Below are 18218 nucleotides of genomic sequence, written 5' to 3' on the forward strand. Positions count from 1 at the left end.
TTAGGGGAAGCAGGGCCGGATATGTGCGCCGCGAAGTTTTCCCGGCAGAGTCGCCGTAGATCCGGCATCATCCTCTCCCCGGCCTTCCTCGCCTTCACTTTCGTCCCGGGCACCCAAACTACATTGACGTACGACGTCGAACTGTATGCAATGGATAGCCTCGACGACTGGTTCCCGTACCGGGAGTACCGGCCTCATCAGCGGGAGATGCTTGAATTGGCCGCATCTGTCGCCCGCGACGGCGGCATCGCCATGATCGATGCGCCGACCGGGAGCGGCAAGTCGAGCGTGGCCTCCGCGCTCCTCGCGGAGAGCCGGGGCCGGAAAGTGCTCGTCGCCGTCCGGACCATCAGCCAGCTTGCGACGTTCATGCGCGAGCTTGAGCTCATCCGGAAGAAGCGCGGCAACCTCAAGTTCGCCTACCTCATCGGCAAGTCCAGCATGTGCCCGCTCGGCGGCGAAGGTGACATCTACCGGCGGTGCGAGGGCGTCAAGTCCTTCTCGACGGCCCTGATGCGGGAGCGGGCGCAGAAGGGGTCGCTTGTCCCGGCGAACGACCGCCAGATCAAACAGCAGATCCGGAAGATGGACCCGGAACACCCGCTCATCTGCCCCTACTTCATCCACGGCAAATCCTTCGTGGAGCCCGAGGACGGGGGATTGAAGATGATCCCGTCGGCGGCCCTGCGCGTCCGGGCCGAGCGGGTGAGCACCGAGCTCATCTGGCCCGACCAGCTGGCCGGGTTCTGCGGCGACATCTGTCCTTACGATACGATGATGCACGCCGCCCGGGACGCCGAAGTGGTGCTCGTGAACTTCTACCACCTTTTCGACGATATCATCCGGGAACAGCTCTACCAGTCGCTCGGGATCGAGGGGCACGACGCCATGCTGCTCATCGACGAGGCCCATAACTGCGGCGACGTCGTCCAGAGCATCGAGAGCGTGACGATCGAGGAGCGGGATATCGTGCAGGCCGGCCACGAACTCTCCGGACGCCGCCGGTCGCCGCAGGCGGACGCTATCGTCCAGATCCTGCCGCAGATCACCCGGTTCATGGAGGCGCTCAAAGGTTCGCACGAGGCCGAGGACTGGTTCGATCCCGCGATCTTCCAGCGGATGATCCTCTCCGGCACGCTCTACCGGAACGTGGAGGAGATCGTGGACGACCTCCTCAAGATCAGCGAGGGGATCCGCGAGAAGAACATGCAGGCGGGCGAGTTCCGGGAGAGCGCGATCGAGCGGCTGACCGAGTTCTTCTACCGGATCTTCCGCTCCGCCGCCGACCCGGCTTACCTCACGGTCTACCGCAAAGAGGAGGACGGGGCCGTGGCGCTTGAGGTCCGAAACATCGACCCGAGCACCAAACTCCAGGAGATCGCCCGGGCGCACGCCTGCTGCGTCCTGATCTCGGGGACGCTCTCGCCCATCGAGAGTTACCGCCGCTACTACTTCGGCGACCTTCCTGTCACGACGATCTCGCTCCCGAACTCCTTTCCCCCGGAGAACCGCCGCATCTTCTGCGCAACCGACATCACCACCGCTTACTCGATGCGCCGGGACCGGGAGAACCTCGCACGGACCGAGGACTACATCACGACGTTCGCCGCCCTCCCCGGGAACCTCGCGATCTATTTCCCCTCCTACGACCTCCTGAACACCTTCGCGGATCGCTGCGCTCCCCGGATCAGAAAGAAACAGATCTACATCGAGTCCAAGGATACCGCGGCCTCGGCCGTGATGCTCCGGGAGTTCATGGCCCTCCCCGGAACCGGCCGCTCGGGCATCCTCTTTGCGGTCTGTGGCGGCAAATGGAGCGAGGGCCTGGACTACCGCGGCGAGATGCTCTCGGGGGCGCTCGTCATCGGCCTCCCGCTCGCGCCGTTCAACCGCGTCCGCAAGATGGTTATCGACTACTTCCGGATGAAGTTCGGCGAGGAGGGGGAGTTCATCAGTTACACTCTCCCGGCGGTCAACCGCGCCCTGCAGGCGCTCGGCCGGGTGCTCCGGACGCCCGAGGACAGGGGTATGCTCGTCCTCGGGGAGAAGAGGTTCCTGGAACGCCGGGTTCATGCGGGGCTGCCGCCGTGGATGCAGGATGAGATGAGGACATGCACCGTTGAAGCGTTCCGGAAGGAGGCCGAGAGATGGCGATCCTGACCGGATCGTGCCGGCTGGACCTCTGGTACGTCCACGTCGCATGGCAGGACGATCTCGTCTACCGGGTGCGGTTCGCACGTGAAGGGATTGCAGGATCGGTGCCGGAGGAACTCCTGCGCTACTGTGCCGGGCGGCCGGCGGACCTCTCCTCGCTCAGGAGCGTCGCGACCGAGGGCGACACGACCTTTGCGAAGATCTACCGTGCCGTCCGGGCAATCCCCTGCGGGGAGACCGTCACCTACGGCGAGGTTGCCCGGATGGTCGGGACCGCGCCCCGGGCGGTCGGGGCGGCGATGGCGCGGAACCCGACCCCGATCGTGGTGCCCTGCCACCGGGTCGTCGCGAAAGCCGGCATTGGTGGATTTTCCCCCGATCTCGCCATCAAAAAGACCCTGCTTGCCCTGGAACGCAGGGGAGATGTCTGCACCCCGGAAAAGAGAGGAGTTAACAGGTAACTCCGTCATAATATAGTGAAATGAAGATCGTGGTCCTGGGTGCCGGGGCGGTCGGGCTGACCGTTGCCGCAAAGTTGTCCCGCGTCGCGGACGTTCATGCCGTAGCGAGGGCGCGGCACGCGGATGCGGTGCAGGATCGGGGCTTTCTGATGACCGGCATATGGGGAGAGGGCGCATACCGGTTCAGCTGCTCCGAGGAACTCCCCGACGCGTGGCGGGATGCCGACTACTTCATCGTCGCCGCAAAATCCACCGACACGGAGGCGATCTGTCGCCAGTTCGCCGACGCCATCGGGGGACGCGAGGTGGTGAGCCTCCAGGACGGCATCGGAAACGAGGAGATCATTGCGCGGTTCACCGATCGGGTCATCGGAGCCATGATCATCACCGGGTTCGAGTGGCGGGGCGATGCCTCGGTTCACGTCTCCGTGGAGGCGGCGTCGATGAAAATCGGGCGGTTCCCGTCCGGTACGGACGACGCGGTCGAGCGTCTCGCCGCCCTCATCCGGGATGCCGGCATCCGGGCGGAGGCGACCGCCGATATCCGGACGGACATCTGGGGTAAGACCCTCTACACCTGCGCGCTAAACCCGCTCGGCGCCCTCATGAACGTCCCTTACGGCGTGCTCGCCGATCCGCATGCATGGGCGGTCGTCACCGCGATTGTGGAGGAGGCTTACCGGGTGGCGGAAGCAGAAGGCGTCGCTCTCCCCTGGGAGACGCCGGCGGCGTACCTGGAGTATCTCCGGACGGCGCAGCTCCCCGCGACGGCCGCCCACCACTTATCGATGCTCCAGGATATCGCTGGCGGGAGGAAGACCGAGATCGACTTCATGAACGGTGCGGTGGCGGCACTCGCCGAAAGGCACGGCATCGGGGCGCCTTACAACACCTGCATCGCTGAACTGATCCGCTTCCGGGAGCGGCTCTGACGGCCGGGAGAGAAGAGCATGCGATCTGCGATTGTCCTTGTCGGCGGAGCGGCACGCCGTGCCGGGGGGCGGGAGAAGTACTTCTTCACGTTCCGGGGCAAGACCTTCATCGACCGCCTCATCGACACCCTGGAGGAGGCGGTCGACGAGATCGTGGTCGTTGCGCGGGATCCCGGGCAGTGCGAGCGGTTCGGTCATCTTGGGGATATCAGGTGCATATCGGACGTCCGGAGAGGTCTCGGCCCCATCGGCGGCCTGCACGCGGGGGCGCTCGCGGTGCACGGGGAGTATGTCTTCGTTGCCGCCTGCGACATGCCCTGCATCCACCCGGGGGTGGTCCGGCTGCTCTTCGACGCCGCAGTCGGCTACGATGCCGCTATTCCTAGCTGGAACGCCGATATGCTCGAACCGCTCCACGCGGTCTACCGGAGGAGCGCACTGCTCGATTACCTGGAGGAGCACGATTCACTCTCGCTCCGGGCGATGATCTGGAGTCTCAATACCCGGTACGTGTCTGTAGAAAGGATTCGCGAGATCGATCCCAACCTGCTGACGTTTACGAATATCAACAATCTCGAAGACCTGGAGTCGATCAATCCCACGGCAGGATGCGACACCGACGACCTGCGTGGCCCTTGCTGAACGTCGTCACGCCGATTTTCGCACGGAACCCCGACCCGTAACCGGACGGGAGACCGCCCGGCCTGCCGTATCTCTGCGAGCATTCCCCGTTCAGGAACCCCCTTTTCTCGTGCCCGAGCGGTGAGTTCCCGAATCCGGCTCAGTACTTTGCTAACATGGTTGGAGCAGTCCACCCGGAGGATCAACCATCGAGGCTTCTCAAACTCCATTCTTGATGGAACGTCGCGGCTCGAAGCTTGATGGCTTCTCATGCTCGCTACACTCGCACTTCGCACCTGACGGTGCTCGAACTCCGGTTCTTACGAACCACAGTACTTCGCTAATTTCGGCATCTGAAATAGACCAATGCAGCCTCGCATAGCGACCTACAACGGGATCGGCAGCACCCGGGCACCGAACTTCGCACCTTGCGGTGCTCATGCTCCTGCCCACGCACCTAACGGTGCTCCAGCTCCGTTCCTCTGGAACGTCGCACCTTCGGCCAGTCGCACTTCGCGGCTTCGCGCTCTTCGCGTGAGATTTCGGTACTGCTCCCGCCGTCACCTCACGCGAAGGCGCGAAGAACGCGAAGTCCGGTGTCGGGTGCCGAAATTGGTGAAGTACTGAGACTCTTCCGAATCCTCGAAAAGTTCTACCGGCACTCCCGAAACCGTGGCAACCCCCGGCCGTCCCTGATCGGGGTCGTTCAGGACCCGCCGAACCGCCCCGGGAGCCGGAGGCGGTACATCGCCCGAAAGAACTATATACTATCTCCGAGAAGTCAGGCCGTGATGTCATCGGGGGAAGTGACTTCATCCAGTTCTACCGGCAGGGTCCGGGACGGTTCCGGAATAATGCGTTCCGGGCGTGCGATCCAGGGAAATCGAGCAGGACGTATAGCGACACCGCTCCTTCTCTTCTGCTGTCTTGTTGCAGCCCTGTGCGGGGTTGTCTCCGCCGACAAGGGGGATTACGTTCCCGTCTGGAGCCTGGGGGCAAGCGGCCCGGTCAGTTCCGTGGCGGTCACGCACGACGGTTCCACGATCGTTGCCTCTGCAGGTTCGATGGTCTACCTTCTCGACCGGCAGGGCAACGTCCTCTGGCAGAACTCTGCCGGAGCGCGTGTGAACGGCGTCGGGATATCGCCCGAAGGGTCGTGGATCGGCGTTGCTGCGGACAAACTCTACCTCTACAACCGGGACGGAGACCTGCTCTGGACAGTGAAGACATCTTTTATCTATCGGAGCGTGGATCTCTCGTCGAACGGGATGTATGTCGCCGCCGGCTGCGATAACGGTGCGGTCTACATCTTTGATCGGAACAAGAAGCAACTCTGGGACTACGATATGGGAACCGACAGTTACGGTCTCGCGATATCGGAGAACGGCCGCAGGATCGCGATCGGCTGCGATAACCAGGGGGTATACCTCCTCAACAGCAGGGAAGGAGAGTCCTGGAGTTACGGAACCGGCAGACTGGTGAGGGGGATTGCCCTCACCCCCGACGGGCGGTTCGTGGCGGCCGGGTCGGTCGACCGGTGCCTCTACCTCTCCACGGGGGAGGGCGAACACCTCTGGAAATACCCCGTGGGCGATGCCGTCGTCTCGACGGCCCTGACGAACGAGGCTGACAGGATCTTCGCTGCAGCCGGCAAGATGATCCATGTCATCGACCGCACGGGAGTCGAGGTCCAGAAGATCGGCCTTGGCGGCCGCGCGGAGTCCGTCGCGGTGACCCCCGACGGTTCGTTCCTCGTCGTCGGGGGCGGCGAGGGCGATCGCTCAATCCGTCTCTTCACAAACGATCCGGACCTGGTCGAGACCTGGAATCCGCCGGAGGCCGTTATCAACGAGACCGAACAGCCGGGAGAGGCGACGGCAGGCGTGACCGCCTCCCCGGCACCCGGGAACACCAGCACGGATACAGGGGCGGAAGTGGGCGCCGCGGCCCGGGAAGAAGTCCCGATAACCTCAAGGGTCTTCGGGTGGGTGGAGAACATCATCTCCCTCCTCTTTAAACCCCAGGAAGACTTCCTGGCCTGACCCACTCTTTTCGGGCAGGATGGACGGACTAGACCCGGCGCCTGCTTCCGCTCGCGTCGCGCGCGTAATGCCCGAACTCGCTATCGAGCAGGACGTCGCCGGAGAAGACGGGGCCGTCCCTGCAGACCCGCAGGCCGTGCGGGTCGGTGCAGCACGACCCGCAGAGACCGACCCCGCACTTCATGTAGCGGTTTATGGAGAACTGCCCCCGCTCCGTACACCCTTCCCGGTCGAGGATGGCGAGGACCGCCGCCATCATCACCTCCGGCCCGCAGATGCAGATGTGGTCGAAGTCGGCGAGGTCCACCCTCGAGATGAGTTCCGTCACGAACCCGTGGTGGCCTGCGGTGCCGTCGTCGGTCGCGATCATCAACGCCGCCGCACCCCGTATCCGGTCGGTGAAGAGGAGCTCGGAGGCCGTCCGTGCGCCGAGGAGGAAGGTGTCCACCTGCCCGGCCGCAACAAGCGGCAGGAGCGGAGAGGCCCCGACGCCGCCGCCGATGGCGAGCGTCCTCCCGGAGACGGAGAAGCCGTTCCCGTAAGGGCCGCGGATCCCGATCCGGTCGCCCTCGTGCATCGCAAAGAGAGCGGCGGTCGCGTCTCCGACCTTCTGGACGGTTATCGACGACGGGGAGGAGAGGCCCATCGGGATCTCGTCCACGCCCGGGACCCAGACCATCACGAACTGGCCCGGCCTCGCTGCAATCTTCCGGTCGAAGACGAACGTCCTGATCGACGGCGTCTCCTCGACGATCTCTGTTATCATGACCCCTGCGGGCATCTGCTCATGCATGGGCGCACCCCACGATCTCGTCCGCGTCGATGCCGTCAGGATTGTAGAGATCGTTTACAATCGCGGCAAAGATGCCGATGTCGTCGACGACCGCGCTCCCGATCTCGACGGCGCTCGCACCCGCCATCATCATCTCGACGACGTTGTCGGCGGTGGAGATCCCGCCGCACCCGACGATCGGGATGGAGCACGCCTCGTAGAGGTCGTAGACGCACCGGACCGCGACGGGGAAGATGGCTTTCCCCGAGAGCCCGCCGAACCGGTTCCCGAGCACCGGCCGGCGGAGCGCCGTCGATATCCGCATCGCTTTCACGGTATTGATCGCGACGATCGCGTCCGCCCCGCCACGCTCCGCCGCCGCTCCGATCTCGGCGATATTGGCGACGTTCGGGGTGAGTTTCACCCAGGTCGGAACCCCGAGGGAGGCTACAGCCCGGGTACACTCCTCCACGAGAGCCGGGTCGCTCCCGATGGCCGCCCCGTAGCCCTCCGCGTGGGGGCAGGAGAGGTTCAGTTCGAGCCCCGAGGCCTTACCGGCAAACCACCCGGCGACCGTCCGGAACTCTTCGGGTGTTCCCCCGAAGATGCTCACGATCACCGGCTCGCTTTGAAGGGCGGCCAGTTCCTCCACAAACGCGGCCGAGGGGTTCGGCAGGCCCATGGCGTTGATGATGCCGCCGTCGACCACGACTAGGCAGGGGCCGGGGTGCCCCTCTTTCGGGCTCGGGCCGATGGATTTCGTGACCACACCGCCCGCTCCGTTCGCGAGGATACGGGCGAGCGACGCCCCGGTGGTGCCGAGGATGCCGGCCGCGAGCAGCAGGTGGTTCCTCAACCGGATGCCGCCGACCTCGATGGGGCCTGGATAAAGCGCAACCATTGAAAACAGGTGGGAGCGGGGTATTATTATACTCTCGCGCCAAGTGTACTGACAGGAAAGTATGTGCTCCGCTCTCCGGAGCCCGGGTACCGGCACGGGAAGCGGTAAGGAGGCTTTTTTCCCCGCCGGATTGTTATTCTCCGTGCAGTCCGGGGCCTCTTTGCGCGCATACCTTATACCATTACTCTGATTAGGACCGATACTATGACCTCGCTTGCAATCTTGGGCGTCGGAAAGGTGGGGGGCGAAACGGCGTTCCTCTCCGCCGCGCTCGGTCTCGTAGACGAGATCGTCGTCTACGACGTATACGAGCCCCTCCTCCGGGCGCAGGTGCTCGACCTGCAGCACACGGGTATCGACATCGCGATCGTCACTGAAACGGCCGCGATACGGGATGCCGATATATTCGTCTTTGCGGCAGGCACCCCGAGGACACCGGATATCAAGACCCGGGCAGACCTCCTCGATGCCAACATACCGGTGGCGAAGCGGTGCAGCGAGTTCCTGCAGGGATTCCCCGGAGTCGTCATCTCCGTCACGAACCCGATGGACGCGAACAACTACGGCCTCTGGAAGATGATGGGCATCGACCGGCACCGGTGCATCGGTTTCGGAGGCCAGCTCGACAGCGCGCGATTTGCCCGCTACCTCGATGAAGCGGGGAAACCGGGACCCGCCTGGGTGCTCGGCGAGCATGGCGAACATCAGGTGCCGCTCTTCTCGAAGGCCGGGGCTGATCTCGGTATCGAAGAGCGGGAGGCAATCCTCTCCCGGATGCGTGGGGCGAGCATGGAGGTGATCCGCGGCAAAGGGGGGACGGTCTTCGGGCCTGCGTACCACGTCACCATGCTGATCCGGGCGATCCTCGACGACCGGCGCGAGGTGCTCCCCTGCTCGTGCGTGCTCGACGGCGAATACGGTCTTTCCGGCTGCTCCCTCGGCGTCCCCGCCCGGATAGGCCGCGAGGGCATCCTCGGCATCGAGGAGTGGGATCTCGATACCTGGGAGTCCGCAAAGATGGCGGAGGCGGGGGCGTTTGTCAGGGACCTCTGCAGGAGATTCGATGGCTGACCGGGTGCTTGAGCCCGGCATGAGCGTTACGACCGTCCTCGACGACTTCGGGAAGATGCGTGTCGGCATTCATCAGGTGGAGTACAGCGTCGGTGCCGATACCCCGGTCGTTCACATCTTCGGACGGGACGCATCCGGGAAGGCCATCCAGGTCCGGGTGACCGGTTTTCGGCCTTACTTCTACGTGCCTGCCGATCAGGTGGACGGCAGATCCCTCCCCCGGGAGATCGTCGACGTTGACCGGAATACGGACTACCGCTCCATCCAGGGCGTTCCCCTCCGGCGGCTCTACACCCGGCGTCCCGGCGACGTCCGTGCCGTCCGCGATGACTTTAAGCAGCACTATGAGGCCGATATCCCGTTTACCACCCGGTTCATGATAGACCGCGGCCTTACCGCCGGTGTCGAACTCCCGGCCGATGCTGTTGCATTGCTTGATGGTGCTTTTGAGGTCGAGTACTCCGACCTCGCGCCGGCCGAGATCAAGGCTCCCGCCCGGACGTGCATCATGGATATCGAGTGCGTGGACGAGGAGGGGTTCCCCGAGCCCGAGCGCGACCCGATCATCTGCGTCACCTGCTGGGACTCGTTCGACGGCGACTACCTGACCCTCCTCTGGCAGCCCGGCGCGGCGGCGGGCGACGTGCCCGACCTCTCTGTCAACGAGCGGCACCGGGTCGTCCGGTACCCGGACGAGGCCTCGATGCTCCGCGGGCTCGTCGCCTACACGAGGGAGCGCGACCCGGATATCCTCTCGGGCTGGAACTTCGTGGAGTTCGATATCCCCTACATCGTGAAACGGATGGCGGCGCTTGGTCTCCCGGCCGAGGATCTTGCCCGTATCCCCGGGCAGACCGAACGAAACGCCATCCGTGGGCGTTCGATCTTCGATCTCCTCGGTGCCTACCGGAAGATGCACCAGGCGCAGAAGGAGTCCTACCGGCTCGACGCGGTCGCCGAAGAGGAACTCGGGGTGACGAAGGTCCGCTACACCGGGACGATCACCGAGCTCTGGCGGTCGGACCCGAAGCGGCTCGTGGAGTACAACTGCCGCGACGTCGAACTCTGCGTCGGGATCGATCAAAAGAACAACATCATCGAGTTCTACCGGGAGATCGCCAGGTACGTCGGGTGCCCGCTCGATCGGACGCTGAACTCCTCGAACGTCATCGACATCTACGTCCTGCGGAAGGCATCGGGAAGGTTTGTCCTCCCCTCCAAGGGCCTCGCCGCCGGGGACGAGTTCGAGGGGGCGACCGTCTTTGAGCCTGCGACGGGCCTCCGGGAGAACGTGGTGGTCCTCGACTTAAAGTCCCTCTACCCGATGGCGATGATGACGATCAACGCCTCGCCCGAGACGAAGAACCCGGACGGCGAACTGCGGGCGCCGAACGGCGTCCGGTTCTCCCGGAAACCGGACGGGTTGACGCGGAGCATCATCGCCGAACTCCTCGAAGAGCGGGACGAGCGAAAGCGCCTCCGAAATCTTTACCCCTTCGGGTCGCCGGAGTACGTCCTCTACGACCTCCAGCAGAACGTCCTGAAGGTGATCATGAACTCCTACTACGGGGTCTCGGGCTACACCCGGTTCAGGCTCTACGACCGCGAGATCGGGTCGGCCGTCACGTCGGTCGGCCGGGCGATCATCAGGCACACCCGGGATGTCATCACCGGTCTCGGCTACACCGTCCTCTACGGCGATACCGACTCCTGTATGGTGCAGGTTCCGCCGGGGAACCTCGAAGAGACGATCGCCCGTGCGAGGGCAATCGAGGCGAAGCTGAACGCGAGCTACGGCGGCTTCGCGAAGACCGAGCTCGCCGCCGATACGCACTACTTCTCCATCAAGTTCGAGAAGGTCTACCGCCGCTTCTTCCAGGCAGGCAAGAAGAAGCGCTACGCCGGGCACCTGGTCTGGAAAGAGGGCAAGGACGTCGACGAGGTGGATGTCGTCGGCTTCGAGATCCGGCGGAGCGACTCCCCGCAGATCACGCGGGAGGTGCAGCGCGCCGTCATCGAGATGATCCTCCGCGGGGACGCGTTCAGCGACGTGCAGGCCTACCTGCGCGACGTTATCAGGAAGTACCGCCGCGGAGAGTACTCGCTCGACGAGGCCGGTATTCCAGGCGGGATCGGGAAGAACCTCGATAGTTACGAGAACGACGACGCCCACATCCGGGGCGCCAAGTACTCGAACGAGCATCTCGGGACCGACTTCAAGCGGGGCAGCAAGCCAAAACGGGTCTACATCAAGAACGTCACGGAGAAGTACCCGAGGACGGACGTGGTCTGCTTCGAGTACGCCGACCAGGTGCCGCCCGAGTTCGTCGTCGATTGGGAGACGATGCTTGAAAAGACGCTCAAGAGTCCCCTCTCGCGGATCATCGAGCCGCTCGGGTGGGACTGGCACGACGTCGACCCGACACGGACGACGCTCTTTGACTTCGGGATGTGACGGCTCGGGAGCGCCTTGCTGGTGACGTGACCCGACCGACCGGGGTTCTGCGCTCCCGGTTCGTGCCGGCTCCTTCTACACCCGGAAAATGGCGTGCCCCGGTCCCGGGTGTCGGAATCGCCTGCTTCTCCCCCCTCATACGAATTCGAACACCTTGGTGAAGTTGGGCTCATACCGCACCCGGTATATCCCGGGGATAAGGGGGTCGTCGCTAATCCGAATATCATACGGATGTACGGGGCTTCCGCTCGCCTCTGCAGTATCCCACCAGTTTGTAGTATTCCACTGCACCGTCCAGTTCTCTCCGGGGTCGAGGAAGCACATCACAGCCGGAGCACATCCGCCATCGGCTATGGGCTCCCACGTGCCGCCGGTGCAATTGCCCGGCGTACATCCGGATGTGTTCGTGACCCAGTTATCAATCCACCACGGGAGTGGGCTGCCGAACCCCACGGGCTCATCGCCGCAGTTGACGATGCCGAACTCCACCACCTCCCCAATCCGGTAGACGTTCCTGTCCGTGAAGGCGTAGGTGCCGTTCACCGGCTCCCCCGGGCAGACCCCGGACGGGCCGCAGAATCCCTCGGGTACGGTGCAGGTCTCGCAGGGTTCCGGTGTCGGTTCCGGGGTGGCGTTTACGGCGGTATCGGCCGGTCCCAGACACCCGGTGGTCGCGAGGACGGCGATGAGGGCTATCATCGCGATGCATAGGTGAATTTGTGGTTTCTCCATTTGCACGCACATCCTTATGCCTCCGGGTGAATGGGACCCGTTGGGCTGCATAGCGGCCAGAGGCTGCCCGCTTCACCCGTCACACAAACTCGAACTCCTTGGTGAAGTTGAGGTTGTCCTCTACGTACTGTATCCGGTCCCCCGGGGATATCCCAATCCAGGGGTACCGTATCCGGTATGTCCCCGGGATGAGGGTGGCGTTATCGTCCACCGGCCGCACCTCCCTCCCCCACTCTGGAGTATTCCAGTCTGTAGTATTCCACCGCGTCGTCTCCGTCTCTCCGGGATGGAGAGGCCATGCCATTGTTTGAACAAATCCTGCAACATGGCCGACCATCTCCCACGTACCGTCGGTATCGTTCTCCGGTGTACCCCAGGATGCGTTTGCGATCCATCTTTCAATCAACCACGGGGATGGATGAGCAAACATTATGCGCTCATCGCCGCAGTTGACGATGCCGAACTCCACCACCTCCCCAATACGGTAGACGTTTTTGTCCGTGAAGACGTAGGTGCCGTCCACCGGCTCCCCCGGGCAGACCCCGGGCGGGCCGCAGAATCCCTCGGGGACGCTGCAAGTCTCGCAAGGCTCTGGTGTAGGCTCCTGTGTGGCGTTTATGGTCATGTTGATACCGGTCGGTTCTAGGCACCCGGCACTGGCAAGGACGACGAAGATTATCATTGCGATGCATGTGGGAATGCGTGGTTTCATGGTGGTTTCTCCGTTTGCGTACACACCCTTATGCTTCCGGGGGCCGGAGTTGTCCGCTTCATCCGTCACACAAACTCGAACTCCTTGGATGCGTTGTTACTATACCACATATACCACACCCGGTATATCCCGGGAGTAAGAGGGTCTTCACTAATCTGATACGAAGACCCGTCGCTCCTTTTCCGGTGATCAAACGGCTCTACGTGGTCTCCTCTTACCTTTGCGGTATCCCACCAGTCCGTAGTGTTCCACTGCACCGTCCAGTTCTCTCCGGGGTAGAGGTACACCGTCTCGCCTGTATGATACCACCCGCTGATGCCGATCATCACCCACATGCCGCCGGTGCAGTTCCCCACCGCCGGGTCACCGCAGCTCCCCTGATGAGTGACCCCGGATGCGTTTGTGACCCATTGCTGAATCACCCACGGATCTGGGGTGCCGAACGCCTTTCGTTCATCGCCGCAGTTGACGATGCCGAACTCCACCACGTCCCCGATCCGGTAGGTGTTCCTGTCCGTGAAGGCATAGATGCCGTTCACCGGCTCCCCCGGGCAGACCCCGGGCGGGCCGCAGAAGTCCTTGGGGACGGTGCAGGTCTCGCAGGGCTCCGGTGTCGGTTCCGGGGTGGTATTTACGACTGGTCCGGCCGGTCCCAGACACCCGGCGCACGCGAGAACGGCGATGAGAACTGCAGTCAGGATGCACGGTCCGGCGTACATGGTTGGAAATCAATGTTCCACTATATACCTTTTCTGTGACACGCGTCTACACATCGGAGGTATCGGATCGACTCTCTCCATGAAAACAGCCGTTACGAGACGGGAAGCGGAGCCGCGCGAATGATGAGGATCCCGTATGGCAGGCGATGATCCGGTTCGCGGACGGCTCGTGGCTAAACGCCCTTTACTATGCATGTGAACGTCGTCTACGCTGTCCCGGGATGCCGGGGATCGCACGGACCGGGCGAGAAGGCGGCTCAAATCGCGAAAATGCAACGTTCCTCTCTTAGGTAGAGGACTATCGAAACGTCGTTGTAAAAGTGTTGTGAAGGGCCGCGTTACGCGAGGCCCCTCCTCGCACGCTCCTCCTCGAGGAACGCGCTCCTCTCGATGTTCTTCGCCCAGGCGATGCGGCCGCCGACGATCTGCCAGTTGCCCATCTCCAGGACGTCGACCCCCTCGGGAACCTCCGGGACGGCCGCCCCGCCGGGCACGACGAGAACCGCCCTGTCGGCTTTGCCGGCGCTTGCGGCAGCCTCGAGTGCCTGGACGGTGCCTGCCGGGACGTTGGAAGCCATCTTCACGTTCACGAGCACCCGCTCCGTCCTGCCGGCGACCCGGCGGGAGAGCAGACCCTCCGGCTGCGCACTGCTGGCGGAAGACCATGCGAACTGCCACCCGTCCTGGGGAGAGAACCGCCGGGAGAGGGCTTTCTGGACATCAAGATACGTAGAATCCTTTATGCCACCCATATCAATATCCTCTACTTTACTCTATGGTCACGTTCGAATATAAGCGTTATAGTTCTTCCTTCTCCTCATGTATTCGATGGCGGTGCCGGCGGTTCCCCTTCTCCGGGACCGGTACGGGGCCGGGAACATACGCCTATCCGGGCGGCGTGCCAGGAAAACACGGAGGAACACTTTTATCCTACCACCGGTATTATGCAGCGGGGTTTGTTAGCATGGCAGAGGCAACGCAGAAAGAGGCCGGGGTTGTGGAAGCGTACGAGAATCTGGCCCGCCAGGTGCTGGATCGGCCGGAGAGCATTCCAAGTGCCATCCACAATCTCCTCCTGAAACTGGCGGAGACTCACCCGGGAGCGGTCTACTGGATCGTCCGGAAGTTCTACCAGGAGTATCTCCGGCTCTACGTCTCCGATACCGGCTACATCGGCATCGCTGACCGATACGAGCCGGAGCTGATGTATCCGGGCGACATCGTCCTCTACATGGTGCCCGAGAGCCCGCAGCCGGACGATATCGTCCAGATCTCCTTCACCGACAAAGACGAGGTGAGCGTCTACGTCATCCACGCCCGGGTCATCAGGTGCAACGACGACCGGTCGGTACAGGTGGCGGATACCAGCACCGGAGAGGAGTACAGGGTCGTCGACTGGAACATTCTCGGTAAACTGGTCAAAGTCATCCCGTTCGGCTCCGGGGAGTGGCAGGAACTCTTCACGGCGTCCGGCGTCCCGAAGGAGTGGATGGCAACGTCGATCGAGGAGAACATTCGTTCCGTCCAGGATTCGGAAGTTCCCGGGAAGGACGAGGCGCTCGCCGAGCTCAAGCGCCGCCTCGGGGATCTGGTGTAGCGGGAACGGTTCCAGGACGCGGTTTCTCCGGATGGCGGGCTTATCGGCCTTAATCTCGGCCGTGAGCACCACCGATCCGGTATCACCTTCCCTTTCGCGCGAAGATTTTTGAGGGGAGCGCTCTATTCCCGGTGTATGAAGCATCTGGTAGTGCTGATTATCGGCCTGCTGCTCATCCCGTCCGGAGTTCAGGCGCTCACCTTCCTCGGCGGGGGTCAGCAGGTGATCGACACCCCCATCCCCGACGACGTGGTCGCTTCGGGCGGATCCGTGACAGTCAACGCCCCCGTAGACAGCCTGACGGTCGCCGGGGGCATGGTGACGGTGGATGCGCCGGTCGCCGGCGACGTCATCGCCGCGGGAGGAACCCTGGTCATCAACGGCGATGTCGGCGGAAAGGTGCTTGCCGCCGGGGGCGATATCGAACTGAACGGGAACGCGACGAACGCCCTCATCACCGGGGGCACGGTCAGGATCGGGGGGAATGCCGTCATAGAGCGCGACGCGTTCATCTCGGCGGGAGAGGTCACCAACGCAGGATCGGTTCTCCGCAACCTGACGGTATCGGGCGAGACGTTCAACAATCCCGGCACGGCCGGGAACGTGACGTTCGAAGAGCCGCCGGAGCCCGGACTGCTGCCCGACCTCTTCTCGGTGCTCTTCGCCGTCGGGTTCCTTATCCTCGGGCTCCTCCTCATCCGGGGGTTCCCCGACCTCTTTGCGGCGGTGGTCGGGCAGGTCGAGAAGAGTCCGGTTCTCCTGACGGTTCTCGGGTTCGTCGCGATCGTCGTATCGGCGATCATCCTCGTCATCATCGCGATCACGATCGTCGGCCTCCCCATCGCACTCGTCGCAGGAATGCTCTTCATCGTCGCCCTGATGCTCTCGTCGCTCTTTGTTGCATACGCCCTCGGGGACGTCATCGCCTCCCGGGCAGGGTGGAGCCCGGGGCGTTCGTGGATATTTGTCCTGGGGTTCGTGATCCTGCAGGTCCTCATCTTCATCCCGCTGCTCGGGGCGATCGTTCAGATTATCGCGGTCAGTCTCGGTTACGGCGGGCTGCTCTACGCGCTCAGGAGTGCCTCTCCGTTCCGTGCCGGCGGTGGCGGGGCGTAATATCTTTTTTCCGGCGGGTTTGCGGGGGCGCTCCCTTGCGCCCCGGCAGGGGATGTGTGGCCGTTAGCGACAAAGTTCTTGGTCTGTGGAAAGAACATGCGTTCTCCTTCTCTAGGTTAGGAGCATCTCTATTGTGTGAATAACTAGAACAGTGAAAAGACGAGAGCAAAGCCCCATACAGTGGACCGTGGGAATATCGCCATGGGGGAGGGGCTGACGGGGAGTGCGAGCGGAGCGAGTTTGAGCACCGATAGGTGCGAAGGGGGCGTGCCCCCTCCCCTGTCTCTACCTTGTACACGGACACCTGTGACTCCACCTCGCCCGGCCTCCCCCCGCCGCCCCTCAGGGGCGGGGGCAGTGCGTGGCGATAAGCGATGTTCCGATAGGAATGGAGTTCGAGCACCGCTAGGTGCGCAGTCCCTCGAAACCCGTACATGGGAGTTGTAACTGACCATGCGGCTCTCCCCCCCGAACAGGATTGCAAGACCCTTTTACCAAAACTCCGGCAGAAGCCTCTTCAGTGGATCTACGCTATCTCCGTCCCCTCTCCCCCCGGACGCCCGACCGGCTCGATCCGTGTCCCCGGCAGGACGACCAGATTATAGGCATCATGGTCGCGGTTGAACCGGACGAGAACCCCGTAGAGCCGGACGATATCGCCGTAGGGGAGACCTTCGAGCGCGTCGCGGTTCGCGCCGCGGAGGGTCGCCGGGACGACGGCGTAGGTGGGGTCCGCAGGCGTCCCGTCGCAGACCTTGTAGACCTTCGTCCGGTTGTCGCCGAGGTTGCCGGACATCAGCGCGGCGACGACGTTGATCTTTTTGTCGCGATGCCGGCGGAGGTGCGAGAGGCGGGCGAACTTCGCCCCCGGCGGGACGCGGTAGGCGTGCTGCTTCTTTGCATCTTTCCGCAGGAGCGCTGAGGAGTACTTGATATCGACGTTGATGAACCGGTAGCCGTCTTTCCCCGCTGCGAGGCGCTCCATCAACCGGGTCGGCCGGATGTCGCCTTTCTGCTCGAATGTCCAGCATCGGACGGGGTTGCAGGCGGTTCCCCGGATGAACGAGCAGGGGCTGTAGATCGCAGGGCCGCGCTCCGCGATCGCCCGCACGGTCTGCCGCATGGCGGTAGAGTTGGCGAGGTCGGCCGGCTCCACGACGACGATCGTCCCGTCGGGCGAAAGCCGGTCGGCGAGACCGGCGACGAGGTCGGCGCGCCGGTCGATATCGAGATGGCGGAGTTCGTTCAGGACGTTCGAGAAGACCATGAGGTCAATCCGGTCGGGCAGGTCCCCGGCCTCGAGCGCCCCGATGTCGGCACGGATGGGTTTTTCCACCCGCACGGCGTTGCCTCGCGCCGCGGCGGCTGCCGGGACGAGGGCGTTGTAGGCCTCGAAGTGCTCCTCCGATTGCTCGACGGCATAGACCTCTGCGGAGCCGCTCCCGAGCCGCCCGAGGAGATCGATGACGGCGAGCGGCACGACTCCCGGTCCGGTGCCGAGATCGAGGATGCGCATATGAGGTTTTGCGAGCCCGCGGTCGATGATCTGCCAGAGGATGTGCTCGAACTGCACCAGGTAGACCGGCGCGTGGTAGGCCAGGTAGCCGAGAACCTGGTAGGCCTTCCGGTAACTCACCCGCTTCTCTTTCCAGTACCGGCTCTTCTGGGCGAGGATGGCGTTACGCATCCGGTCGAGCACGACCGGGTCGTCCCACGGTTTCCCGGTCTTCTTCTCGATGTAGGACTCGACCAGACGCTGGATGTAGTCCGGGATCGCCGGCTCCTCAAAGAACGCGAGCTGCCGCTCGCGCCCGGCATCGTCGACCGCTAACGGCCCTTCAACGCTACCCCGCTCGCTCATGGCATACCAGCTCGGCAGGATGGGTTATACAGGTTGCGGCGCCCCGTTCTGCGGAAAAATAGGACTGTGGGG

General features: G+C 63.4%; 16 protein-coding genes. 9 read left to right on the plus strand and 7 right to left on the minus strand.

The genetic code is table 11. The features are described 5' to 3' along the window. Nucleotides 1-150: 150 nt before the first annotated feature. From MchiMG62_RS04700 to MchiMG62_RS04720, 5 genes are all read left to right on the plus strand, one after another. Nucleotides 151-2160, plus strand: coding sequence for an ATP-dependent DNA helicase (locus MchiMG62_RS04700; protein WP_221058099.1), 2010 nt, complete (start codon nucleotides 151-153; stop codon nucleotides 2158-2160). Then, a complete protein-coding gene (locus tag MchiMG62_RS04705; RefSeq protein ID WP_221058100.1) occupies nucleotides 2148-2615 on the plus strand; it encodes a methylated-DNA--[protein]-cysteine S-methyltransferase in 468 nt (155 codons plus the stop codon). The genes MchiMG62_RS04700 and MchiMG62_RS04705 overlap by 13 nt, the downstream gene beginning before the upstream one ends. Nucleotides 2616-2635: 20 nt before the next feature. Then, complete coding sequence (locus MchiMG62_RS04710; protein WP_221058101.1) at nucleotides 2636-3547, plus strand: ketopantoate reductase family protein; 912 nt, start codon at nucleotides 2636-2638, stop codon at nucleotides 3545-3547. An 18-nt stretch (nucleotides 3548-3565) separates the two neighbouring features. Continuing rightward, entirely contained in the window at nucleotides 3566-4189 is a 624-nt protein-coding gene (mobA, locus tag MchiMG62_RS04715) for a molybdenum cofactor guanylyltransferase (protein ID WP_221058102.1), read from the plus strand. An 833-nt stretch (nucleotides 4190-5022) separates the two neighbouring features. Beyond that, nucleotides 5023-6210, plus strand: coding sequence for a WD40 repeat domain-containing protein (locus MchiMG62_RS04720; RefSeq protein ID WP_244987800.1), 1188 nt, complete (start codon nucleotides 5023-5025; stop codon nucleotides 6208-6210). Nucleotides 6211-6238: 28 nt separating this feature from the next. On the opposite strand, the gene MchiMG62_RS04725 is transcribed toward MchiMG62_RS04720, so the two are convergent. Both MchiMG62_RS04725 and MchiMG62_RS04730 read right to left on the minus strand, forming a co-directional pair. Beyond that, nucleotides 6239-7003, minus strand: a complete 765-nt coding sequence (locus MchiMG62_RS04725; protein ID WP_221058104.1) for a dihydroorotate dehydrogenase electron transfer subunit — start codon at nucleotides 7001-7003, stop codon at nucleotides 6239-6241. Continuing rightward, complete coding sequence (locus MchiMG62_RS04730) at nucleotides 6996-7883, minus strand: dihydroorotate dehydrogenase (protein WP_221058105.1); 888 nt, start codon at nucleotides 7881-7883, stop codon at nucleotides 6996-6998. Before MchiMG62_RS04730 ends, MchiMG62_RS04725 begins: the two co-directional genes overlap by 8 nt. Nucleotides 7884-8087: 204 nt before the next feature. Between MchiMG62_RS04730 and MchiMG62_RS04735 the strand changes: the two genes are divergently transcribed. Next, on the plus strand, nucleotides 8088-8954 hold the full coding sequence (locus tag MchiMG62_RS04735; RefSeq protein ID WP_221058106.1) for a malate dehydrogenase: 867 nt from the start codon (nucleotides 8088-8090) through the stop codon (nucleotides 8952-8954). 19 nt (nucleotides 8955-8973) lie between these two features. Then, nucleotides 8974-11409, plus strand: a complete 2436-nt coding sequence (locus MchiMG62_RS04740) for a DNA-directed DNA polymerase (protein WP_221058645.1) — start codon at nucleotides 8974-8976, stop codon at nucleotides 11407-11409. A 135-nt stretch (nucleotides 11410-11544) separates the two neighbouring features. Here the strand turns inward: MchiMG62_RS04740 and MchiMG62_RS04745 are convergent, their stop codons facing one another. From MchiMG62_RS04745 to MchiMG62_RS04760, 4 genes are all read right to left on the minus strand, one after another. Then, nucleotides 11545-12108 carry a hypothetical protein gene (locus MchiMG62_RS04745; protein WP_244987801.1) on the minus strand — a complete coding sequence of 188 codons (564 nt, stop codon included), beginning with the start codon at nucleotides 12106-12108 and terminating at the stop codon, nucleotides 11545-11547. A 112-nt stretch (nucleotides 12109-12220) separates the two neighbouring features. Beyond that, nucleotides 12221-12922, minus strand: coding sequence for a hypothetical protein (locus MchiMG62_RS04750; RefSeq protein WP_244987802.1), 702 nt, complete (start codon nucleotides 12920-12922; stop codon nucleotides 12221-12223). Further along, entirely contained in the window at nucleotides 12919-13572 is a 654-nt protein-coding gene (locus tag MchiMG62_RS04755) for a hypothetical protein (RefSeq protein ID WP_221058108.1), read from the minus strand. Before MchiMG62_RS04755 ends, MchiMG62_RS04750 begins: the two co-directional genes overlap by 4 nt. Nucleotides 13573-13910: 338 nt before the next feature. After that, a complete protein-coding gene (locus tag MchiMG62_RS04760) occupies nucleotides 13911-14324 on the minus strand; it encodes a hypothetical protein (RefSeq protein WP_221058109.1) in 414 nt (137 codons plus the stop codon). A gap of 212 nt (nucleotides 14325-14536) precedes the next feature. Here MchiMG62_RS04760 and MchiMG62_RS04765 point away from each other — a divergent pair, with 212 nt between their 5' ends. Both MchiMG62_RS04765 and MchiMG62_RS04770 read left to right on the plus strand, forming a co-directional pair. Next, nucleotides 14537-15169, plus strand: coding sequence for a hypothetical protein (locus MchiMG62_RS04765; protein WP_221058110.1), 633 nt, complete (start codon nucleotides 14537-14539; stop codon nucleotides 15167-15169). A gap of 135 nt (nucleotides 15170-15304) precedes the next feature. Continuing rightward, entirely contained in the window at nucleotides 15305-16285 is a 981-nt protein-coding gene (locus tag MchiMG62_RS04770; RefSeq protein WP_221058111.1) for a DUF8173 domain-containing protein, read from the plus strand. 526 nt (nucleotides 16286-16811) lie between these two features. Here the strand turns inward: MchiMG62_RS04770 and MchiMG62_RS04775 are convergent. After that, nucleotides 16812-18146, minus strand: a complete 1335-nt coding sequence (locus MchiMG62_RS04775) for a DUF8157 domain-containing protein (protein WP_221058112.1) — start codon at nucleotides 18144-18146, stop codon at nucleotides 16812-16814. Nucleotides 18147-18218 lie beyond the last annotated feature (72 nt).

This window comes from Methanoculleus chikugoensis (genome assembly GCF_019669965.1).
Lineage (GTDB): Archaea > Halobacteriota > Methanomicrobia > Methanomicrobiales > Methanoculleaceae > Methanoculleus > Methanoculleus chikugoensis.